Here is a 17951-nt window from a genome sequence, read left to right as displayed (position 1 = left end):
TTTTCTCGGATTTAAATAAGAAACTACGTATCTTGATGATAATACTGCCAAAGGAATAACGAACCGACACTCCTCCATGGTTGCCAATGACCTACCATTTCTCTCGCTTGTTTTGGCGTTGGTTTATCAGCAAGTCCCTTTAGTCTTCCTAACGCAATCAATACGCCTAAATCATCCGCAGGAAAAATATCTTGTCGTCCTAATGAAAACATCAAATAAATCTCAGCACTCCAACGGCCAAAGCCCTTTAAACTGGTTATCGCAGCAATCGCGTCTTCATCACTTAATGCCTCTAATCCGTTAATATTAAGACTTCCAGACTGAACCGCTAACGCTAACCCTTTTGCATACTCAATTTTACGCCAAGATAAACCAACATTTCGAAGGCTTTGCTCTTCAACACTCAGCAAACGTTCAGGAGTCACCTCTTCCAATAAAGCAACTAAGCGCCCCATTATCACCGAAGCTACTTTAGTTGACAGTTGTTGGCTGACAATTATAGATAAGAAAGCTTCAAAACCATGGGGATTAACTCTCGGTGATGGAGAACCTTGGATTTTTACAGCGGCTTCCAAGTCCTTATCAATTAAGCAGAGCGCTTTTAGCCCCTGTTCTATTGTTTGTTCATTCATACTCATCGACTCCTACACTGACATGATTATCTCTTTTTAATTTTATGCGAAGTGAGGGGAAAAATCAGCTAAGGGATTAACCTCCTATTCATAAATAAATTCTACTTAATCTCTTTTCTAAAAAGAAAGGGAGATATAAAAGCTTGTATAATCCAAGCGAGTAAAAGTAGATATATATAATCCAAATTGGTTACAGAATCATCAGTAAACTCAATCCACATTCGATTTAGAACTTGAGGTAACAAAATAATCGAAACAATCTGATTACATCGTCTTGTTAATTTACTTTTATTTTTCATCTTATAAGTGCCCTTTTTCTCATAGATTATATATCTTATCTAGATCATCATCGGATGCATTCATTTCAAACGGTGTAAATTCAATTGAAATAGAACAATATGGGTATTTAGCTATCGCATCAAAATCAACACTTTCAAGTTCACTATCGCTTAGTTTAAGTATATCAAGATGCGGTTTTTTACCTATATACTCTAGCCTCTTAAATTTACTATCCGATAAATCAATTTCAATCAAATTCTCTAATGGATAAAGCGCTGATATGTCTGTAATTTCATTATTTTCAAATCTGACATATTTTAAGCTTGTTAGTTTTTCTATACCGTCTAATGACGTTAACTTACTTTTAATAATGACTAATTTTTCTAATTTAGGTAAGTCCTCTAATTGAGGGATTATCTTTAATTGAGGATACCCTCTTATATTATCACTACTTAGTATGACTTCATTTAAATTAGGTAAGTTTATCAATGGTATTATTGATTTACTGCTTGAGGCTATCATCGCAAAAACCTCTACACTTTTTGGAAGAGATATTGTCGAGATCCGCTCATCCTTAGCCCACCAAAATGTAAGAGACTTTATATTGTCTAACTGAACCACATTCTTAACACTGTCATATTCCACGTTAAATATAGCTAAAGATTTTAAATTAACGATCTTACTAACATCAATCGAGTCCTTTCCCATCCATAACTTAAAAACTTCCAAGGACGAACTATTTTCAAGTTTTTTATAACCGACGCTATTTTCAACACTCAAATGTAAAACTTGCAATTTTTGTTGCTTATCAAAATTATTAATTATTTCTAAACTAGAATTTTCAATATTGACATTAATTAGCTGTCCGTCTGCTGGTAAATCTAAAGATATAATCTCTCCCCACATTAACTCTATAGCCTTCAAATTAGAAAACTGGCTTAGGTCGAGCTTGTCAAATAAGTAATCTACACTCCAAAAACTTAAATATTGTGCAGATTTTAGGTTAGTAATTATTTCACTTGTTAGCTTTACATTCCCACCACCTATAGATATGAGAACCTCACCAGAATCGCTAAGTAAGACTGTTAAGCGAGGTATCGAGCTTGTTGCACTAATTCTCCCATTTTTACCATAAACTACAACCGATGGTGCGAATAGTGTATTACCATTACGATCAACTAAGGATCCTAGTCTCCCAGTCAAACCCTCGACATAAAAGTAAATATCCGTCCCAATATCATCAGCGAGTTTTTGTAATTTTTGAGCCGTTGGAGAGATTACAATAATAATATGAGCTTGCTCTTCTTTTGATAAAGGGGATGCCTGAAGTAAGCTACTAAACGTAATTAATACCAATGCTATAAATGAGAAAATAATCTGATTACATCGTCTCGTTAATTTACTTTTATTTTTCATCTTATAAGTGCCCTTTTTGCCATAGATTTTTCAGCTTGAGCTTATCTTCTTTCGGCGCATTTCGAATAAAAGGTGTTCCAGTTATAGTGAATGCACAATATGGATAATTAGAAACCATCTCAAAATCAAAAGCCTCTATCGGATTGAAATTTAATCTAACTACATTTAAATTTGGCTTTTTACCAAGATCGCCTAATTCTGTGATTTTATTCTGTGACAAATCAACTTTAATTAGATTCTCTAATAGATAAAGCGCCGATATGTCTGTAATTTCATTCTTTTCAAATCTGACGTATTTTAAGCTTGTTAGTTTTTCTATACCGTCTAATGACGTTAACTTACTATCAGAAATCTCTAATGTTTCTAATTGAGGTAGGTTTTCTAGTGTAGGAATACTTTCAAATTTAGGCAGTCCTTTTATTGTATCGCTATTAATTATTACTTTTTTTAATTCAGGTAAATTAACCAACGGCATAATGGCTTCTCTACTTGAAACTATCATCGCAAAAACCTCTATACTTCTTGGAAGAGATATTGTCGAGATCCGCTCATCCTTAGCCCACCAAAATGTAAGAGACTTTATATTATCTAACTGAACCACATTCTTAATGCTGTTATATTCCACGTTAAATATAGCTAAAGATTTTAAATTAACGATCTTACTAACATCAATCGAGTCCTTTCCCATCCATAACTCTAATTTTTCTAAAGACGAATTATTCTCAAGTTTTTTATAACCGACGCTATTTATTACTTCTAATCTTAATGATTTTAACTTATCTTGATATTCAAAATTATTTATCTCCTTTAATTTAAAATCTTGAATTTCAAATTTTTTCAACACACCATTTATCGGTAAATTAATTAATGTTAAATCATTATTAATAACTCTTAAGCCTTCTAAATTTGAAAACTCAATTAAATACAAAGAATCAATGTCATATTTCACGTCCCATAAGGATAAATATCTTGTTTCATTTAACTCTGTTATTATTTCTTCTGATAATCTAACACCCCCTTCACCAAGCACTTGAAGCGTTTTCCCTGAAGTATCTAATAATATACTTAATCTAGGAATACTAGCTGTACCAACGATAGTACCATTATTTACTGATAACAAAGCTGGTACATATAGAATGTTTTTTGTACTTATATTTCCTGTCAAACCCTCGACATAAAAGTAAATATCCGTCCCAATATCATCAGCTAGTTTTTGTAATTTTTGAGCCGTTGGAGAAGTTACAATAATAACATGAGCTTGCTCTTCTTTTGATAAAGGAGATGCCTGAAGTAAGCTACTAAACGTGATTAATACCAATGCTATAAATGAGAAAACAATCTGATTACACCGCCTCGTTAATTTACTTTTATTTTTCATCTTATAAGTGCCCTTTTTCCCATAGATTATATATCTTATCTAGATCATCATCGGGTGCATTCATTTCAAACGGTGTAAATTCAATTGAAATAGAACAATATGGGTATTTAGCTATCGCATCAAAATCAACACTTTCAAGTTCACTATCGCTTAGTTTAAGTATATCAAGATGCGGTTTTTACCTATATACTCTAGCCTCTTAAACTTACTATCCGATAAATCAATTTCAATCAAATTCTCTAATGGGAAAAGCGCTGATATGTCTGTAATTTCATTATTTTCAAATCTGACGTATTTTAAGCTTGTTAGTTTTTCTATACCGTCTAATGACGTTAATTTAGTTTTAGATATTGCTAGTTTTTCTAGCTTAGGTAAGTTTTCTAATATTGGAACTTTAACAATATCACCACCACTAAATATAACTTCTTTTAAGTTAGGTAAATTTATTAATGGCATTATTGAACTTTTATCTGACTCAAATACTTTTATTATTCTGAGGGAGCTTGGTAGTTGAATCTTCGAAAGATCATCATGCTTTCCCCACCATATCTCTAGCTTTTCAAGATTAACCAGATCCTCTATTTTTTCAAAATCTTCATGTTTAGGATAAAATAAATAAAGATAAACTAGATTTTTCATACTACTTACGTCTAATCTTTCTTCACCCATAACTAATGTCAATTTCTTTAATGACTTATTACCAAATAAATCCTTATAGCCATTACTTTTCTTTGTTTTTAAAACAAGGCTATTTAATTTTTCTTGCCTTTCAAAGTTATTTACATCCTCTAATTTACCACTCTCTATTTCAATATAACTGAGTTTCCCTTTTTGTGGTAGGTCTATTATTTTAATTCCTCCCCACATAACCTCCAACCCTTTCAAATTATTAAAGTCATTTAGATCAAGATATTCAAAATTATATCTCGCATTCCATAATGTTAAATATTGAGTTTTTTTCAAATTTGTAATAATTAGTTCACTTAATAAAGCTTCTCCACTAACTACTGCATGATTCACACTTCCAACTTGACTAAGTAATACTGATATTTTCGGTATATATTCAGTACCAATGATCATTTCACCAGTATTTAGTACTATTGAAGGCGTTACATAGTGAGTTTCACCTGAAGATATTGGCCCAAAATGAGCAGTCAAACCCTCGACATAAAAGTAAATATCAGTTCCAATATCATCAGCTAGTTTTTGTAATTTTTGAGCCGTTGGAGAGGTTACAATAATAACATGAGCTTGCTCTTCTTTTGATAAAGGGGATGCCTGAAGTAAACTACTAAACGTGATTAATACCAATGCTATAAATGAGAAAACAATCTGATTACACCGCCTCGTTAATTTACTTTTATTTTTCATCTTATAAGTGCCCTTTTTCCCATAGATTATATATTTTATCTAGATCAACATCGGATGCATTCATTTCAAATGGCGTAAATTCAATTGAAATAGAACAATATGGGTATTTAGCTATCGCATTAAAATCAACACTTTCAAGTTCACTATCGCTTAGTTTAAGTATATCAAGATGCGGTTTTTTACCTATATACTCTAACCTCTTAAATTTACTATCCGATAAATCAATTTCAATCAAATTCTCTAATGGATAAAGTGCCGATATGTCTGTAATTTCATTCTTTTCAAATCTGACGTATTTTAAACTTGTTAGTTTTTCTATACCGTCTAATGACGTTAACTTACTATCAGAAATCTCTAATGTTTCTAACTGAGGCAAGTCTTCTAGTATAGGGACTTGAGTAATATCACCGCCATTAAAGGTAACTTCTTTTAAGTTAGGTAAGTTTACTAATGGCATTAATGAATATCGATGAGGGTTCATTATCATTAATATCTCTAATGACTTCGGTAATTTCACTGTAGACATCCCTCTATCCTCTGGCCATTTAAGTGTTAAATATTTTAATTTATTCAACTTTGAAATATTTTCGATATCATTACCTTTAGGGTTATATAACGTGACTTCTTTTAAATTTATTAATGTTTCAATCGCAATAGTTTGAATATTTAGCATTAATATCAGGTGCGTTAATGATTCGTTTTTTTCTAAATATTTACCTGATTACCACCGAGACTCAGCTAGCTTAAGCAATCGCTCTGGCATCGGTGCAGTTTGAATACTTGAGTAAATAAGCTGATCAAGCATCTTTTCAAGATTGAAGCGCCTATTGAACTTAAAACAAAACTCTCCCAAATAACGAGGAAGGTGTTTCTTGTTTATTGCATGGTAAGTCCCATGCATTGAGTTTTTTACATTACTAATCATGGTGTTGACCCACTGAAAGTAGGGTAATTTAACGCAATCAGCTCCGCCACCTGTAACAATAGCATGGTGAAACACATCGGCTTTCTCAACGCCTTTAAAGCAAGCTAAACCATCAGAGATAACCAGTGATTTTGGCGTTAAATGCGCTTTTGCCCAACTTGTTAGTTCTTTGATTTTAAAGCCAGTCACAACACTAAATCGCATACTTATTGGATGTCCTTCGCCATTCATAGATACCGCCGCTACGAAAGGACGTTTTCCTTTTGCCCCTCTACCACGAGTGCCACGTTGAACCGCCTCCCCAATAAACATCATCTAGTTGAATGTAACCATTCAATTGTGTTTCATCGTCTCGTTCCTTCATAGCTTGCATTAGTTTATGCTTCATACGCCATGCTGCGTTATAAGAAACCCCAAGCTGTCGAGAAAGCTCTAATGCTGAAATGCCATTCTTCTCTTGAGTGATGAGATAAATAGCTAAAAACCATATGTTTAATGGCAATTTTGACGCGGAAAACAAGGTTCCAGAAGTTAATGAGCCTTGGTAGTGGCACAGGTTACATTGGAAAAGCTGCCTTGATTTAAGTTCGCAGTATTTATTATGACCGCAATTATCACATCGATAACCAGCAGGCCATCGCATATCGAACAGTCGTTTACGGCATTGTTCTTCAGTACCTAACTGTGAAATAAACCCATGTATTGAAATACTTTTTTGAAATTGGACTTTATTTTTAGCCATGATAACCACCTCATTTTTCGCTTCACTTTAAGTGTAGTCTAATAAGCTGAATTTAAGTGGTAATCAGGAATATTTATAATCAATGCTTTCCTTTGCATTTAAATATAAATATTGCAGTATTTTTTGCTGAGATAAATGATTAATATTAACTAATGTCCCACTTTCTATAATTGCATAAGTAAGTGTTCCATACTCAGGTAAACTAAGAGTTTTTATCTCTCCACCAGTTACTCTCAATCTTTTTAATTTAGTAAATAGACTTAAATTTAAATGTTCAAATCGAAAGTCGACTCCCCACAACCCTAAATACTCTACATCCATCAAATTAAATAATATTTCTTTACTTAATTTAGCTCGACCACCAGAAATAGCATGAATAGCTTCACCTGACTCATTTAATAGTACTGTAATTTTAGGAATAGAAGCAGTGCTTGAAATGCGGTCGCCATCAGATGTAATTATAGATGGTACAAAAATCACACCTTCACTTCTGCCAATTTTCCCTCCCGTTTTTCCCGTCAAACCCTCGACATAAAAGTAAATATCCGTCCCAATATCATCAGCTAGTTTTTGTAATTTTTGAGCCGTTGGAGAGGTTACAATAATAACATGAGCTTGCTCTTTTTTTGATAAAGGGGATGCCTGAAGTAAGCTACTAAACGTAATTAATACCAATGCTATAAATGAGAAAACAATCTGATTACACCGCCTCGTTAATTTACTTTTATTTTTCATCTTATAAGTGCCCTTTTTGCCATAGATTTTTCAGCTTGAGCTTATCTTCTTTCGGCGCATTTCGAATAAAAGGTGTTCCAGTTATAGTGAATGCACAATATGGATAATTAGAAACCATCTCAAAATCAAAAGCCTCTATCGGATTGAAATTTAATCTAACTACATTTAAATTTGGCTTTTTACCAAGATCGCCTAATTCTGTGATTTTATTCTGTGACAAATCAACTTTAATTAGATTCTCTAATGGAAAAAGCGCTGAGATGTCTGTAATTTCATTATTTTCAAATCTGACGTATTTTAAACTTGTTAGTTTTTCTATACCGTCTAATGACGTTAACTTACTATCAGAAATCTCTAATGTTTCTAATTGAGGTAGGTTTTCTAGTGTAGGAATACTTTCAAATTTAGGCAGTCCTTTTATTGTATCGCTATTAATTATTACTTTTTTTAATTTAGGTAAATTAACCAACGGCATAATGGCTTCTCTACTTGAAACTATCATCGCAAAAACCTCTATACTTTTTGGAAGATATATTGTCGAGATCCGCTCATCCTTAGCCCACCAAAATGTAAGAGACTTTATATTATCTAAGTGAACCACATTCTTAATACTGTCATATTCCACGTTAAATATAGCTAAAGATTTTAAATTAACGATCTTACTAACATCAATCGAATCCTTCCCCATCCATAACTCTAATTTTTCTAAAGACGAATTATTCTCAAGTTTTTTATAACCAATGCTATTTATTGCTTCTAATCTTAATGATTTTAACTTATCTTGCCATTCAAAATTATTTATATCCTTTAATTTAAAATCTTGAATTTCAATTTTTTTCAACACACCATTTATCGGTAAATTAATTAATATTAAATCATTGTTAATAACTCTTAAGCCTTCTAAATTTGAAAACTCACTTAAATACAAAGAATCAATATCATATTTAACATCCCACAAGGATAAATATCTTGTTTCATTTAACTCTGTTATTATTTCTTCTGATAATCTAACACCCCCTTCACCAAGCACTTGAAGCGTTTTCCCTGAAGTATCTAATAATATACTTAATCTAGGAATACTAGCTGTACCAACGATAGTACCATTATTTACTGATAACAAAGCTGGTACATATAGAATGTTTTTTGTACTTATATTTCCTGTCAAACCCTCGACATAAAAGTAAATATCCGTCCCAATATCATCAGCGAGTTTTTGTAATTTTTGAGCCGTTGGAGAGGTTACAATAATAATATGAGCTTGCTCTTCTTTTGATAAAGGGGATGCCTGAAGTAAGCTACTAAACGTGATTAACACCAATGCTATAAATGAGAAAATAATCTGATTACATCGTCTCGTTAATTTACTTTTATTTTTCATCTTATAAGTGCCCTTTTTGCCATAGATTTTTCAGCTTGAGCTTATCTTCTTTCGGCGCATTTCGAATAAAAGGTGTTCCAGTTATAGTGAATGCACAATATGGATAATTAGAAACCATCTCAAAATCAAAAGCCTCTATCGGATTGAAATTTAATCTAACTACATTTAAATTTGGCTTTTTACCAAGATCGCCTAATTCTGTGATTTTATTCTGTGACAAATCAACTTTAATTAGATTCTCTAATGGAAAAAGCGCTGAGATGTCTGTAATTTCATTATTTTCAAATCTGACGTATTTTAAGCTTGTTAGTTTTTCTATACCGTCTAATGACGTTAATTTAGTTTTAGATATTGCTAGTTTTTCTAGATTAGGTAAGTTGTCTAATATTGGAATTTTAACAATATCACCACCACTAAATATAACTTCTTTTAAGTTAGGTAAATTTATTAATGGCATTATTGAATATCGATTAGGATTCATTATCATTAATATCTCTAATGACTTCGGTAATTTCACTGTAGATATCCCTCTATCCTCTGGCCATTTAAGTCTTAAATGTTTTAATTTATTCAACTTTGAAATATTTTCGATATCATTACCTTTAGGGTTATATAATGTGACTTCTTTTACATTTATTAATGTTTCAATCGCAATAGTTTGAATATTTAGCATTAATATCAGGTGCGTTAATGATTCGTTTTTTTCTAAAAATTTATAATCAATACTTTCCTTTGCATTTAAATATAAATATTGCAGTATTTTTTGCTGAGATAAATGATTAATATTAACTAATGTCCCACTTTCTATAATCGCATAAGTAAGTGTTCCATACTTCGGTAAACTAAGCGTTTTTATCTCTCCACCAGTTACTCTCAATCTTTTTAATTTCGTAAATAGACTTAAATTTAAATGTTCAAATCGAAAGTCGACTCCCCACAACCCTAAATACTCTACATCCATCAAATTAAATAATATTTCTTTACTTAATTTAGCTCGCCCACCAGAAATAGCATGAATAGCTTCACCTGACTCATTTAATAATACCGTAATTTTAGGAATAGATGCTGTACTTGAAATTCGCTCTCCATCAAATGTAATTATAGATGGTACAAAAATCACACCTTCACTTCTGCCAATTTTCCCTCCCGTTTTTCCCGTCAAACCCTCGACATAAAAGTAAATATCCGTCCCAATATCATCAGCTAGTTTTTGTAATTTTTGAGCCGTTGGAGAAGTTACAATAATAACATGAGCTTGCTCTTCTTTTGATAAAGGAGATGCCTGAAGTAAGCTACTAAACGTGATTAATACCAATGCTATAAATGAGAAAACAATCTGATTACACCGCCTCGTTAATTTACTTTTATTTTTCATCTTATAAGTGCCCTTTTTCCCATAGATTATATATCTTATCTAGATCATCATCGGGTGCATTCATTTCAAACGGTGTAAATTCAATTGAAATAGAACAATATGGGTATTTAGCTATCGCATCAAAATCAACACTTTCAAGTTCACTATCGCTTAGTTTAAGTATATCAAGATGCGGTTTTTTACCTATATACTCTAGCCTCTTAAACTTACTATCCGATAAATCAATTTCAATCAAATTCTCTAATGGGAAAAGCGCTGATATGTCTGTAATTTCATTATTTTCAAATCTGACGTATTTTAAGCTTGTTAGTTTTTCTATACCGTCTAATGACGTTAATTTAGTTTTAGATATTGCTAGTTTTTCTAGCTTAGGTAAGTTTTCTAATATTGGAATTTTAACAATATCACCACCACTAAATATAACTTCTTTTAAGTTAGGTAAATTTATTAGTGGCATTATTGAATTTTTATCTGACTCAAATACTTTTATTATTCTGAGGGAGTTTGGTAGTTGAATCTTCGAAAGATCATCATCCTTTCCCCACCATATCTCTAGCTTTTCAAGATTAACCAGATCCTCTATTTTTTCAAAATCTTCATGTTTAGGATAAAATAAATAAAGATAAACTAGATTTTTCATACTACTTACGTCTAATCTTTCTTCACCCATAACTAATGTCAATTTCTTTAATGACTTATTACCAAATAAATCCTTATAGCCATTACTTTTCTTTGTTTTTAAAACAAGGCTATTTAATTTTTCTTGCCTTTCAAAGTTATTTACATCCTCTAATTTACCACTCTCTATTTCAATATAACTGAGTTTCCCTTTTTGTGGTAGGTCTATTATTTTAATTCCTCCCCACATAACCTCCAACCCTTTCAAATTATTAAAGTCATTTAGATCAAGATATTCAAAATTATATCTCGCATTCCATAATGTTAAATATTGAGTTTTTTTCAAATTTGTAATAATTAGTTCACTTAATAAAGCTTCTCCACTAACTACTGCATGATTCACACTTCCAACTTGACTAAGTAATACTGATATTTTCGGTATATATTCAGTACCAATGATCATTTCACCAGTATTTAGTACTATTGAAGGCGTTACATAGTGAGTTTCACCTGAAGATATTGGCCCAAAATGAGCAGTCAAACCCTCGACATAAAAGTAAATATCCGTCCCAATATCATCAGCTAGTTTTTGTAATTTTTGAGCCGTTGGAGAGGTTACAATAATAACATGAGCTTGCTCTTCTTTTGATAAGGGAGATGCCTGAAGAAAACTACTAAACGCAATTAGTAATACTGCTATATATGAAACCAAGCTTTTTTTTAGATTCATCATTTAAACCCTTCTGATTTTAGTTTTGGAATACGATAAGTTTCGTGTTGCCAAACAGAATCTAAGAAGAAACGTTGTTCCTTTTTATTTGGTGGAATAAATACACCTCGTTCAAGCAGAGTAGCTATATGAATACGATCAGATTGATGTTCTATATTGCTATTTACCATAGAAATAAAAACAGACTCTTTATTATTACCTGAATCTATATTTATATTTTTGACTTGCTCATAATAATTAATGATATCGTTAATATTCTTTATTCCAGAAAATTCATCTAAGCGAGTATCTAATGTAACCAGAGATTCGATGTGTGGCTTTTGATAGCCCAATAAGTACATTGGAATAACCGCTCTCCATGATAAGTCACCTAGCTCAACATATCCTTTGTTTGTGAACTGTTCCCATATAGATTCCGATAACTTATCAGCGACTATAACAACCTCTTCTTTGGTTTTTTGACAAAAGTTTAGCTGCTCAAATGGCGAGCTATGTAGTACCTTGATAAGCTCATCTTTTGAGGTGTTGTAATGCTCATCAACGTCAAGCTCAAGTGGAGTCCTTGAACGATAATCTCTTAGTGTCGTGACTACCTCGCTACTATTGATCAAAGCGGTGACTTTATCCCTTTCAAAGCCCTCTTTAAATTGAGACCAAAGTGTTAAAAGTCTTTTTTGTGCTTCTGCGCTATTAGCAAGTTGATACATTTGCACTAACTCTACAGCAATCACTAAAACTGTAATTGCTGTCCCTACCACTACTAACACACCACTGCTTGCCATCCAACCATATAACAGTAGACTATCTGCGATTAAAGAGGCGGTACTTGCCATTAACAGGGCATCGCCATCTGCGGGGTCATGTTCATTAATATCTATGGCTGTGGTAATAAGCGTCACGACTGTTAATATTTTGGCCAAATGATCAAGAGAGCTACCCAGTAACTTTATAGAAAAGTCAAAATTCCCTTTACCAATGGTTGTTACTTTAAGTCTCTCTATTACTACAGCAATACTTTTTGCCATGCTTAACGTATCTGAAGTGACCGTTAATGTAGATTTAATTAATTCTAACTGGACTCTATTACTGTCCCAGCCTTTCTCTTTCGCTTGATCTTCAATACTTAATGCGGTTTGAATAGTAGTGGTTAAGTTGTAATACACGTAAAGTACTTTAGCAAACGCAAACTGCTTATATTTACTTTGTCTGCCATCAAAGTGTTTATAAAACTCTTCACTTGTATTACCGGTGCCACTTGCAACACCAGATGCATAATATCTTAACGTCTCTGAGGCTAATTCTCTTCTAACCCGATTTCCATTTTCACTATTAGTAATGACAAATGATCTAAATATTGAGGTAATACTTTCATCAAGTGAACTTTTTTTTGCTACTTCTAGCACCTTAAAAACTCTTGATACAGAATTAAAAAACCTTAAATGATACGCTGAATCCCCTTTAATTTTTTTGTACAGTTCAGAAAAAATTTCTTTTTGAAAACAAGAGAGTATCACTTGAAGTACACAGGGTGATCCGGGCCCGGGGATTACGAGCCCTTTTAAACTCCATATTTGTTCAAAAGTAATTAATACATCTTCAGAAAAAACAACATCTAATAAACTGCTTGATTTAGAATCTATTTCTTTTGTAGATAACTCTAATAAGGTATAAACCTGATCTAAAATATATGCATTGTCTTTAGCTGCCCGCTTATCGTTACTGCCGATACCAACAGCAACCTTTTTATCTTGAGTATTCAAACTTCCCCAAACTCTATCAAACTGCTTATACACTTCATGCTCAGGGTCAATCAATAATAATGACTCTAAACTTGGTGAAACAACCTCATCAAATAATTTTTGCTTATACTTAGAAGATGAAGACAATGCCGCATAACACTCGGCTATGGTGTTAAAGATTAACGCCCAGTTTCCCTCTTCAACCATATAAGGGCCGGGAACAAATCCATCTTTAATATGTTCATGCTGTGATTCATCATTAATGGCTGCTTTTGCGCATTCGACATAACGCTGTAGTTCAAATTTTAAGGCTGAAGAATTGATTAAATTCCATAACTGATCGCAACTACGATTTACATTTTCTTTCTCTCTTGCTAGTGCATTATGAAGCTTACTTCCTGCACTCTCTGGGTTTTCCATGGTTTCCATCATGGCATTTCTTAACGCAACTAATGCCTTATATAATGACTCGCGATCTGCCGCTTCTAAGATCCTTTCTTTATCTTCATTACGAAAGAATACATCCCATGTCATGCCCAACACTTTCATTTTTATTCCATTAAGTGTCAAAGCTGTCCAATCCATTTTCTCGACCCCTTTAAATGGATATTCAGTTTGTAACTTAACCAAATCAATCATTTCATTCAACGCTGACAAACGAACATAGAAGGCGCTCAAAACAAGGTTATATTCATTAATCTGGCGCTGAGTAATATCGAGTGCTTTCCGTAGACGGTGATCCCACTCTGGCAATGTGCAATGAACTGCAATCTTGTCGTTATAAAGATATTCTTGATATTTGTTTTTACTTGTATCAAGCTCGTCAGGACTCACACCAAACGCAACGACACTTTCACTGCAATCGCCCGATGAAGCGTTGTTGGCTTTCTCTTTTTTCATAGCAGAAAGAGTTTCCATCGATTTAGACAAAAAAGGATATTCATCTAAAGGGTATGCAAAAAAACGAGCTCGAGTTGTCAGAGTTATCGCTGAAGATGAAATACCATATGAAGCATAACTTTTCTCACCAACTCGCTGTTTTTTGAATGCTTGTGTTGACAGTGTTTTTTCTAAACGTAACCTACCTTCTTTAGTTTCTTTATTTGTCTCCATCATCAAATTGGATGAAGTGACTAGAATAGGTTGTGCAAATCCCGAACTGTTGGTTATCGCGACTTGAGGGTCAGTTGGGGCCCAATCAGCCTCACCTGTACCTACATAATGGTTTCTTTCTTCCATCCAGTACCAAATATATCGGTTATCAAGTGGCGAACCATCATCTGCATAAACAAAATGAGCAATGCTGTAATTTACCCTTCTATTACTCGTTATATGGGTAGATTTACCATTTAATTTATTCTCAGCTTTATGAGTACAAACCTGCCTAGTTTCTCTTGGTATAAAAGGAGGGAACGTCTTATCATCCTGCAATTCAAAATCCCAATCTTGAACAGGGTAATACTCGTCATCCTCCGTTTTAATTTTCTGAAATTCTGCATTTTGATAACGGTCTTTATAATCTTGTTGTCGCTGATTTAGTTTTTCTAGATTAACGTCAAGATCATCTTTACCTAACTCACCACGTTGAGGGTTATCTTCTAGCTCTCTTTTATGATCAGCAATGAGCTCATCAATATTATCTAGCTTTTGTTGAAGCTCATCACGACGTAAACGGATCTCTCTCTGGATGACGAGTTCATTTTCGCCCAACTCTTCTTTCTTATCATTAAGTCGTAAGATCAGCGCACGGTTATGTTCAAGTTGATTGAGCAACACATCAAAATTCGGCTGCTGTGATATTGATGTTGAATTCATACTTTCCCTAGCTTTTATATTATTCTGCGTCATGACAATCAAACCAATCGATGGTTTCTTCGTTTCGCGTGGCATTCATCGCTAAATTACAGTGATATTGCATATTTTTAAGCGCGTTTTTTTGAAGACCTTCATTAAGATCATCATGTTCAGCTATTATAAAATCATGGTTCTTTAGTCGTTGATTTAATCCAGTTTCATCTTTCAATGGCTTTAACGTTCCGATCTCTACAAAAAGTCGATTTGAAAAATCCACATCGTACTCATTCGCTTTCATATTGATAAACACACTTTCTAATTGAGCAAAATCATCTAGAGAAATAAAACCAAACTCATCGGTTATTCTTTCATATGTTTTTCCATCAGCTTCAAGTATGTAATCCATGTTGGCATAACGCTGATCAAATTGATCTCTTAATATAATACCTAGTCTTCCACTATTATTGGTTAACCTAATTACTGCGGTTTTATTATTTTGTTGGTTTAAGTAACCTTGACTTGGTGCGCTTAAAGCATCACTCAACTTATTTTTATTAAGCGATGAGAACTCTTGTAGATCTATAGCTACAATATTATTTTGGTTATCAAATGACTGATTCACTGAGTAACTTTCTAATTCATCTGCCGATATTAACGTCTTATATAGCTCAGGATCTGTTTCTATTTCTTGGATCGTTTTCCAAGAAAGTGCGGTTCGACTAAACAGAAGTGCTAACCCTTTATCTGCTATTTGAGCCTCTCCTGCTATTTTATATGGAAGCCAAAGATGAGGTAATGGATGCCCTTCTGATCTTCTTTGATTTTTACTCGAATTATCACTCGCTAGGTTGCGGTAATGTTCGACATCAATATCACTAAATGCACTATTTTTATCAACAGAAACCTCTCGCCATAGTTTCTGTTTCCAAAAGATATAAATATAGCCTTTTATTACATCCGCTAATTTATCTTTTTCTTGCAGCTCTGAGGTATATATTAAGGGCCTTACTGGCACTAACACTGTCTCCCACTCTCCCATTTCTGTCTCTTTTTCTACTGGACGAATCATGTCAGCAAGCAAAAAATTAAGCTCTTTTGCAGAGTGTGTTTTGGGAATGGTTAAATAGAGTGCTCTTGGCTCTTTATCTAAATCTGAAAACTCAGTGAGACTTCGATGGAAGAACTTACGATCCTTTTGTATTTTCTTGGTTTTCTCATTTAAACCTTTAAGCTTAGATATCGAAATCGATGCGGCATTGTTAGGCCATTGACCTGCAAACTCTACAATAATTTTGTTATCTAAACTCTTTTCAGTGACAACCGCTGGTGACGCAGCGTGAGAGGATTGATGCCTTAATGTGGGTGTCGTTTTGAACCGCACTAGACTCGTAGGGTTTTGCACTTTCTCAATACGCTGTTGTAATCCAGACATCAAAGGTAAACGTAACTGTTCAATATCTCTTGCTTGAGGGAACATAGATAATGCTACCCATTCACCTCTTTCTATTAATCGCCTCAAGTTACGTGTCAAAATATGTGTATTTTGCGCACTGGCTATGTGCCTATTATGCTGAAGTTTGGCAGGTAGAGAGCGTCGAAGAGAAACGATATTAGCCACGTCCCTTACTAAGCAGGTAAATTCATTGGGTGTTAAAATATACGGAAGATCTTTTTGAGTAAGCGAGTAACCTGGAAGCAGGCGGTATCGACAGAGCATGATTTCCCCTACGTACGAATAAGAAAATGAATATAAGAACAAGAGTTATAGCTATATAAGCTAGAGGGGGTCAAACTGGATAATTAACTTCTAGGTCTGCTTCTCTTGTTTATGTAAATAAGGTATTTCATAGTTACAAACCTCCTTACTATCCTTTTGTATTTACTTCCCCCCCCTATCGCTACACTGTCACCGCCTTTTTATTGCATGCTAGATCGTCACAATAAGCATCATTGCGATATCAAATTACTTCACACAATGGACATGGTGAGGCTATGTTTGACTACACACGAATATTGGATACTTAGCTGTGTTATTGAGGTATATCATTCTGAAATTTGAAACGATTAAAGACAGTTAAATCGCCACACACATCGGCGTATTTGAAATAGGGTCACGAAATACACGAGCTTTGAGATCGAAAACAGAACTGAGTATATTTTCTGTCAGCACCTGATCGGGTGATCCTTCGGTAACGAGGCGTCCTTGGTCTAAGACGACTAAGTGATCGCAGTATCGGCACGCTTGATTGAGATCATGTAGTACAACAACCACCGTTTTTCCTTTGGCATTCATCTGCTGCATCAAATTCATTAATTCAACTTGATGCGACATATCAAGGTAGGTTGTTGGTTCATCGAGCATCACAACATCCGTATCTTGCGCTATCACCATCGCAATCCATGCTCTTTGACGTTGACCACCAGACAGTGATTCTACGGGTTTATCTGCAAACTCAAACACGCCTGTATCGCGCATCGCTTGTTCGACAATTAATTGATCTTCTTTTCCTAATCTTCCCCAGTGAGATACATAAGGAGAGCGACCATACTCGACCAATTTTCTTACCGTAATTCCCTCCGGATTTACCAATATTTGTGGTAAGAGTGACAACGAGCGTGCGAGTATTTTATCACCATAGGTAGATAACGATTTATTTTCAAACAGTACATCTCCTGCTATTGGTTTATTAATTCTAACCAAGGTTTTTAGCAAGGTGGATTTACCACATCCATTTGGTCCAATTAAGGCGGTAATTTTTCCCTTAGGAATTGAAACCGAAAGGTTCGGTATAATTGTTTGTTTGCCGTACGCGACGGAAAGGTTCTGTGTTTCAAGCAT

The 17951-nt window shown here is 33.8% G+C and carries 12 protein-coding genes and 1 pseudogene; all 13 read right to left on the bottom strand.

The genetic code is table 11. The annotated features are described in order from the left end of the window. Positions 1-23: 23 nt before the first annotated feature. The 13 genes and pseudogenes from ACU5DF_RS10755 to fecE all read right to left on the bottom strand — a co-directional run bounded on the left by ACU5DF_RS10755 (position 24) and on the right by fecE (position 17951). Positions 24-632: a DNA-3-methyladenine glycosylase family protein gene (locus ACU5DF_RS10755; protein WP_446712843.1), complete on the bottom strand. Its 609-nt coding sequence runs from the start codon at positions 630-632 to the stop codon at positions 24-26. 318 nt (positions 633-950) lie between these two features. Then, the gene (locus tag ACU5DF_RS10750; RefSeq protein WP_446712842.1) at positions 951-2327 is read right to left on the bottom strand and encodes a leucine-rich repeat domain-containing protein; all 1377 of its coding nucleotides are present in this window, start codon (positions 2325-2327) and stop codon (positions 951-953) included. 1 nt (position 2328) lies between these two features. Continuing rightward, positions 2329-3705 carry a leucine-rich repeat domain-containing protein gene (locus ACU5DF_RS10745; protein WP_446712841.1) on the bottom strand — a complete coding sequence of 459 codons (1377 nt, stop codon included), beginning with the start codon at positions 3703-3705 and terminating at the stop codon, positions 2329-2331. 150 nt (positions 3706-3855) lie between these two features. Beyond that, positions 3856-5076 (bottom strand): leucine-rich repeat domain-containing protein, encoded by a 1221-nt coding sequence (locus tag ACU5DF_RS10740; protein WP_446712840.1) that lies wholly within the window; start codon positions 5074-5076, stop codon positions 3856-3858. A gap of 1 nt (position 5077) precedes the next feature. Beyond that, the gene (locus tag ACU5DF_RS10735) at positions 5078-5749 is read right to left on the bottom strand and encodes a leucine-rich repeat domain-containing protein (RefSeq protein ID WP_446712839.1); all 672 of its coding nucleotides are present in this window, start codon (positions 5747-5749) and stop codon (positions 5078-5080) included. A gap of 48 nt (positions 5750-5797) precedes the next feature. Continuing rightward, a pseudogene (locus tag ACU5DF_RS10730) lies at positions 5798-6743 on the bottom strand (IS1595-like element ISAwo1 family transposase). Positions 6744-6806: 63 nt separating this feature from the next. Next, positions 6807-7478, bottom strand: a complete 672-nt coding sequence (locus ACU5DF_RS10725) for a hypothetical protein (RefSeq protein WP_446712838.1) — start codon at positions 7476-7478, stop codon at positions 6807-6809. Between the two features lies 1 nt (position 7479). Further along, positions 7480-8856: a leucine-rich repeat domain-containing protein gene (locus ACU5DF_RS10720; protein WP_446712837.1), complete on the bottom strand. Its 1377-nt coding sequence runs from the start codon at positions 8854-8856 to the stop codon at positions 7480-7482. A 1-nt stretch (position 8857) separates the two neighbouring features. Next, the gene (locus tag ACU5DF_RS10715) at positions 8858-10231 is read right to left on the bottom strand and encodes a leucine-rich repeat domain-containing protein (protein ID WP_446712836.1); all 1374 of its coding nucleotides are present in this window, start codon (positions 10229-10231) and stop codon (positions 8858-8860) included. Position 10232: 1 nt separating this feature from the next. Continuing rightward, positions 10233-11582 (bottom strand): leucine-rich repeat domain-containing protein, encoded by a 1350-nt coding sequence (locus tag ACU5DF_RS10710; protein WP_446712835.1) that lies wholly within the window; start codon positions 11580-11582, stop codon positions 10233-10235. Next, complete coding sequence (locus tag ACU5DF_RS10705) at positions 11579-15133, bottom strand: hypothetical protein (RefSeq protein ID WP_446712834.1); 3555 nt, start codon at positions 15131-15133, stop codon at positions 11579-11581. The genes ACU5DF_RS10710 and ACU5DF_RS10705 overlap by 4 nt, the downstream gene beginning before the upstream one ends. 19 nt (positions 15134-15152) lie before the next feature. Next, the gene (locus ACU5DF_RS10700; protein WP_446712833.1) at positions 15153-16829 is read right to left on the bottom strand and encodes a hypothetical protein; all 1677 of its coding nucleotides are present in this window, start codon (positions 16827-16829) and stop codon (positions 15153-15155) included. A 357-nt stretch (positions 16830-17186) separates the two neighbouring features. Then, positions 17187-17951 (bottom strand): Fe(3+) dicitrate ABC transporter ATP-binding protein FecE, encoded by a 765-nt coding sequence (fecE, locus tag ACU5DF_RS10695; protein WP_446712832.1) that lies wholly within the window; start codon positions 17949-17951, stop codon positions 17187-17189.

The sequence above is a fragment of the Aliivibrio wodanis genome (assembly GCF_052920805.1).
Note: the sequence above shows the minus strand (reverse complement) of the source record. Positions and strands in the feature narration are given on the sequence as shown.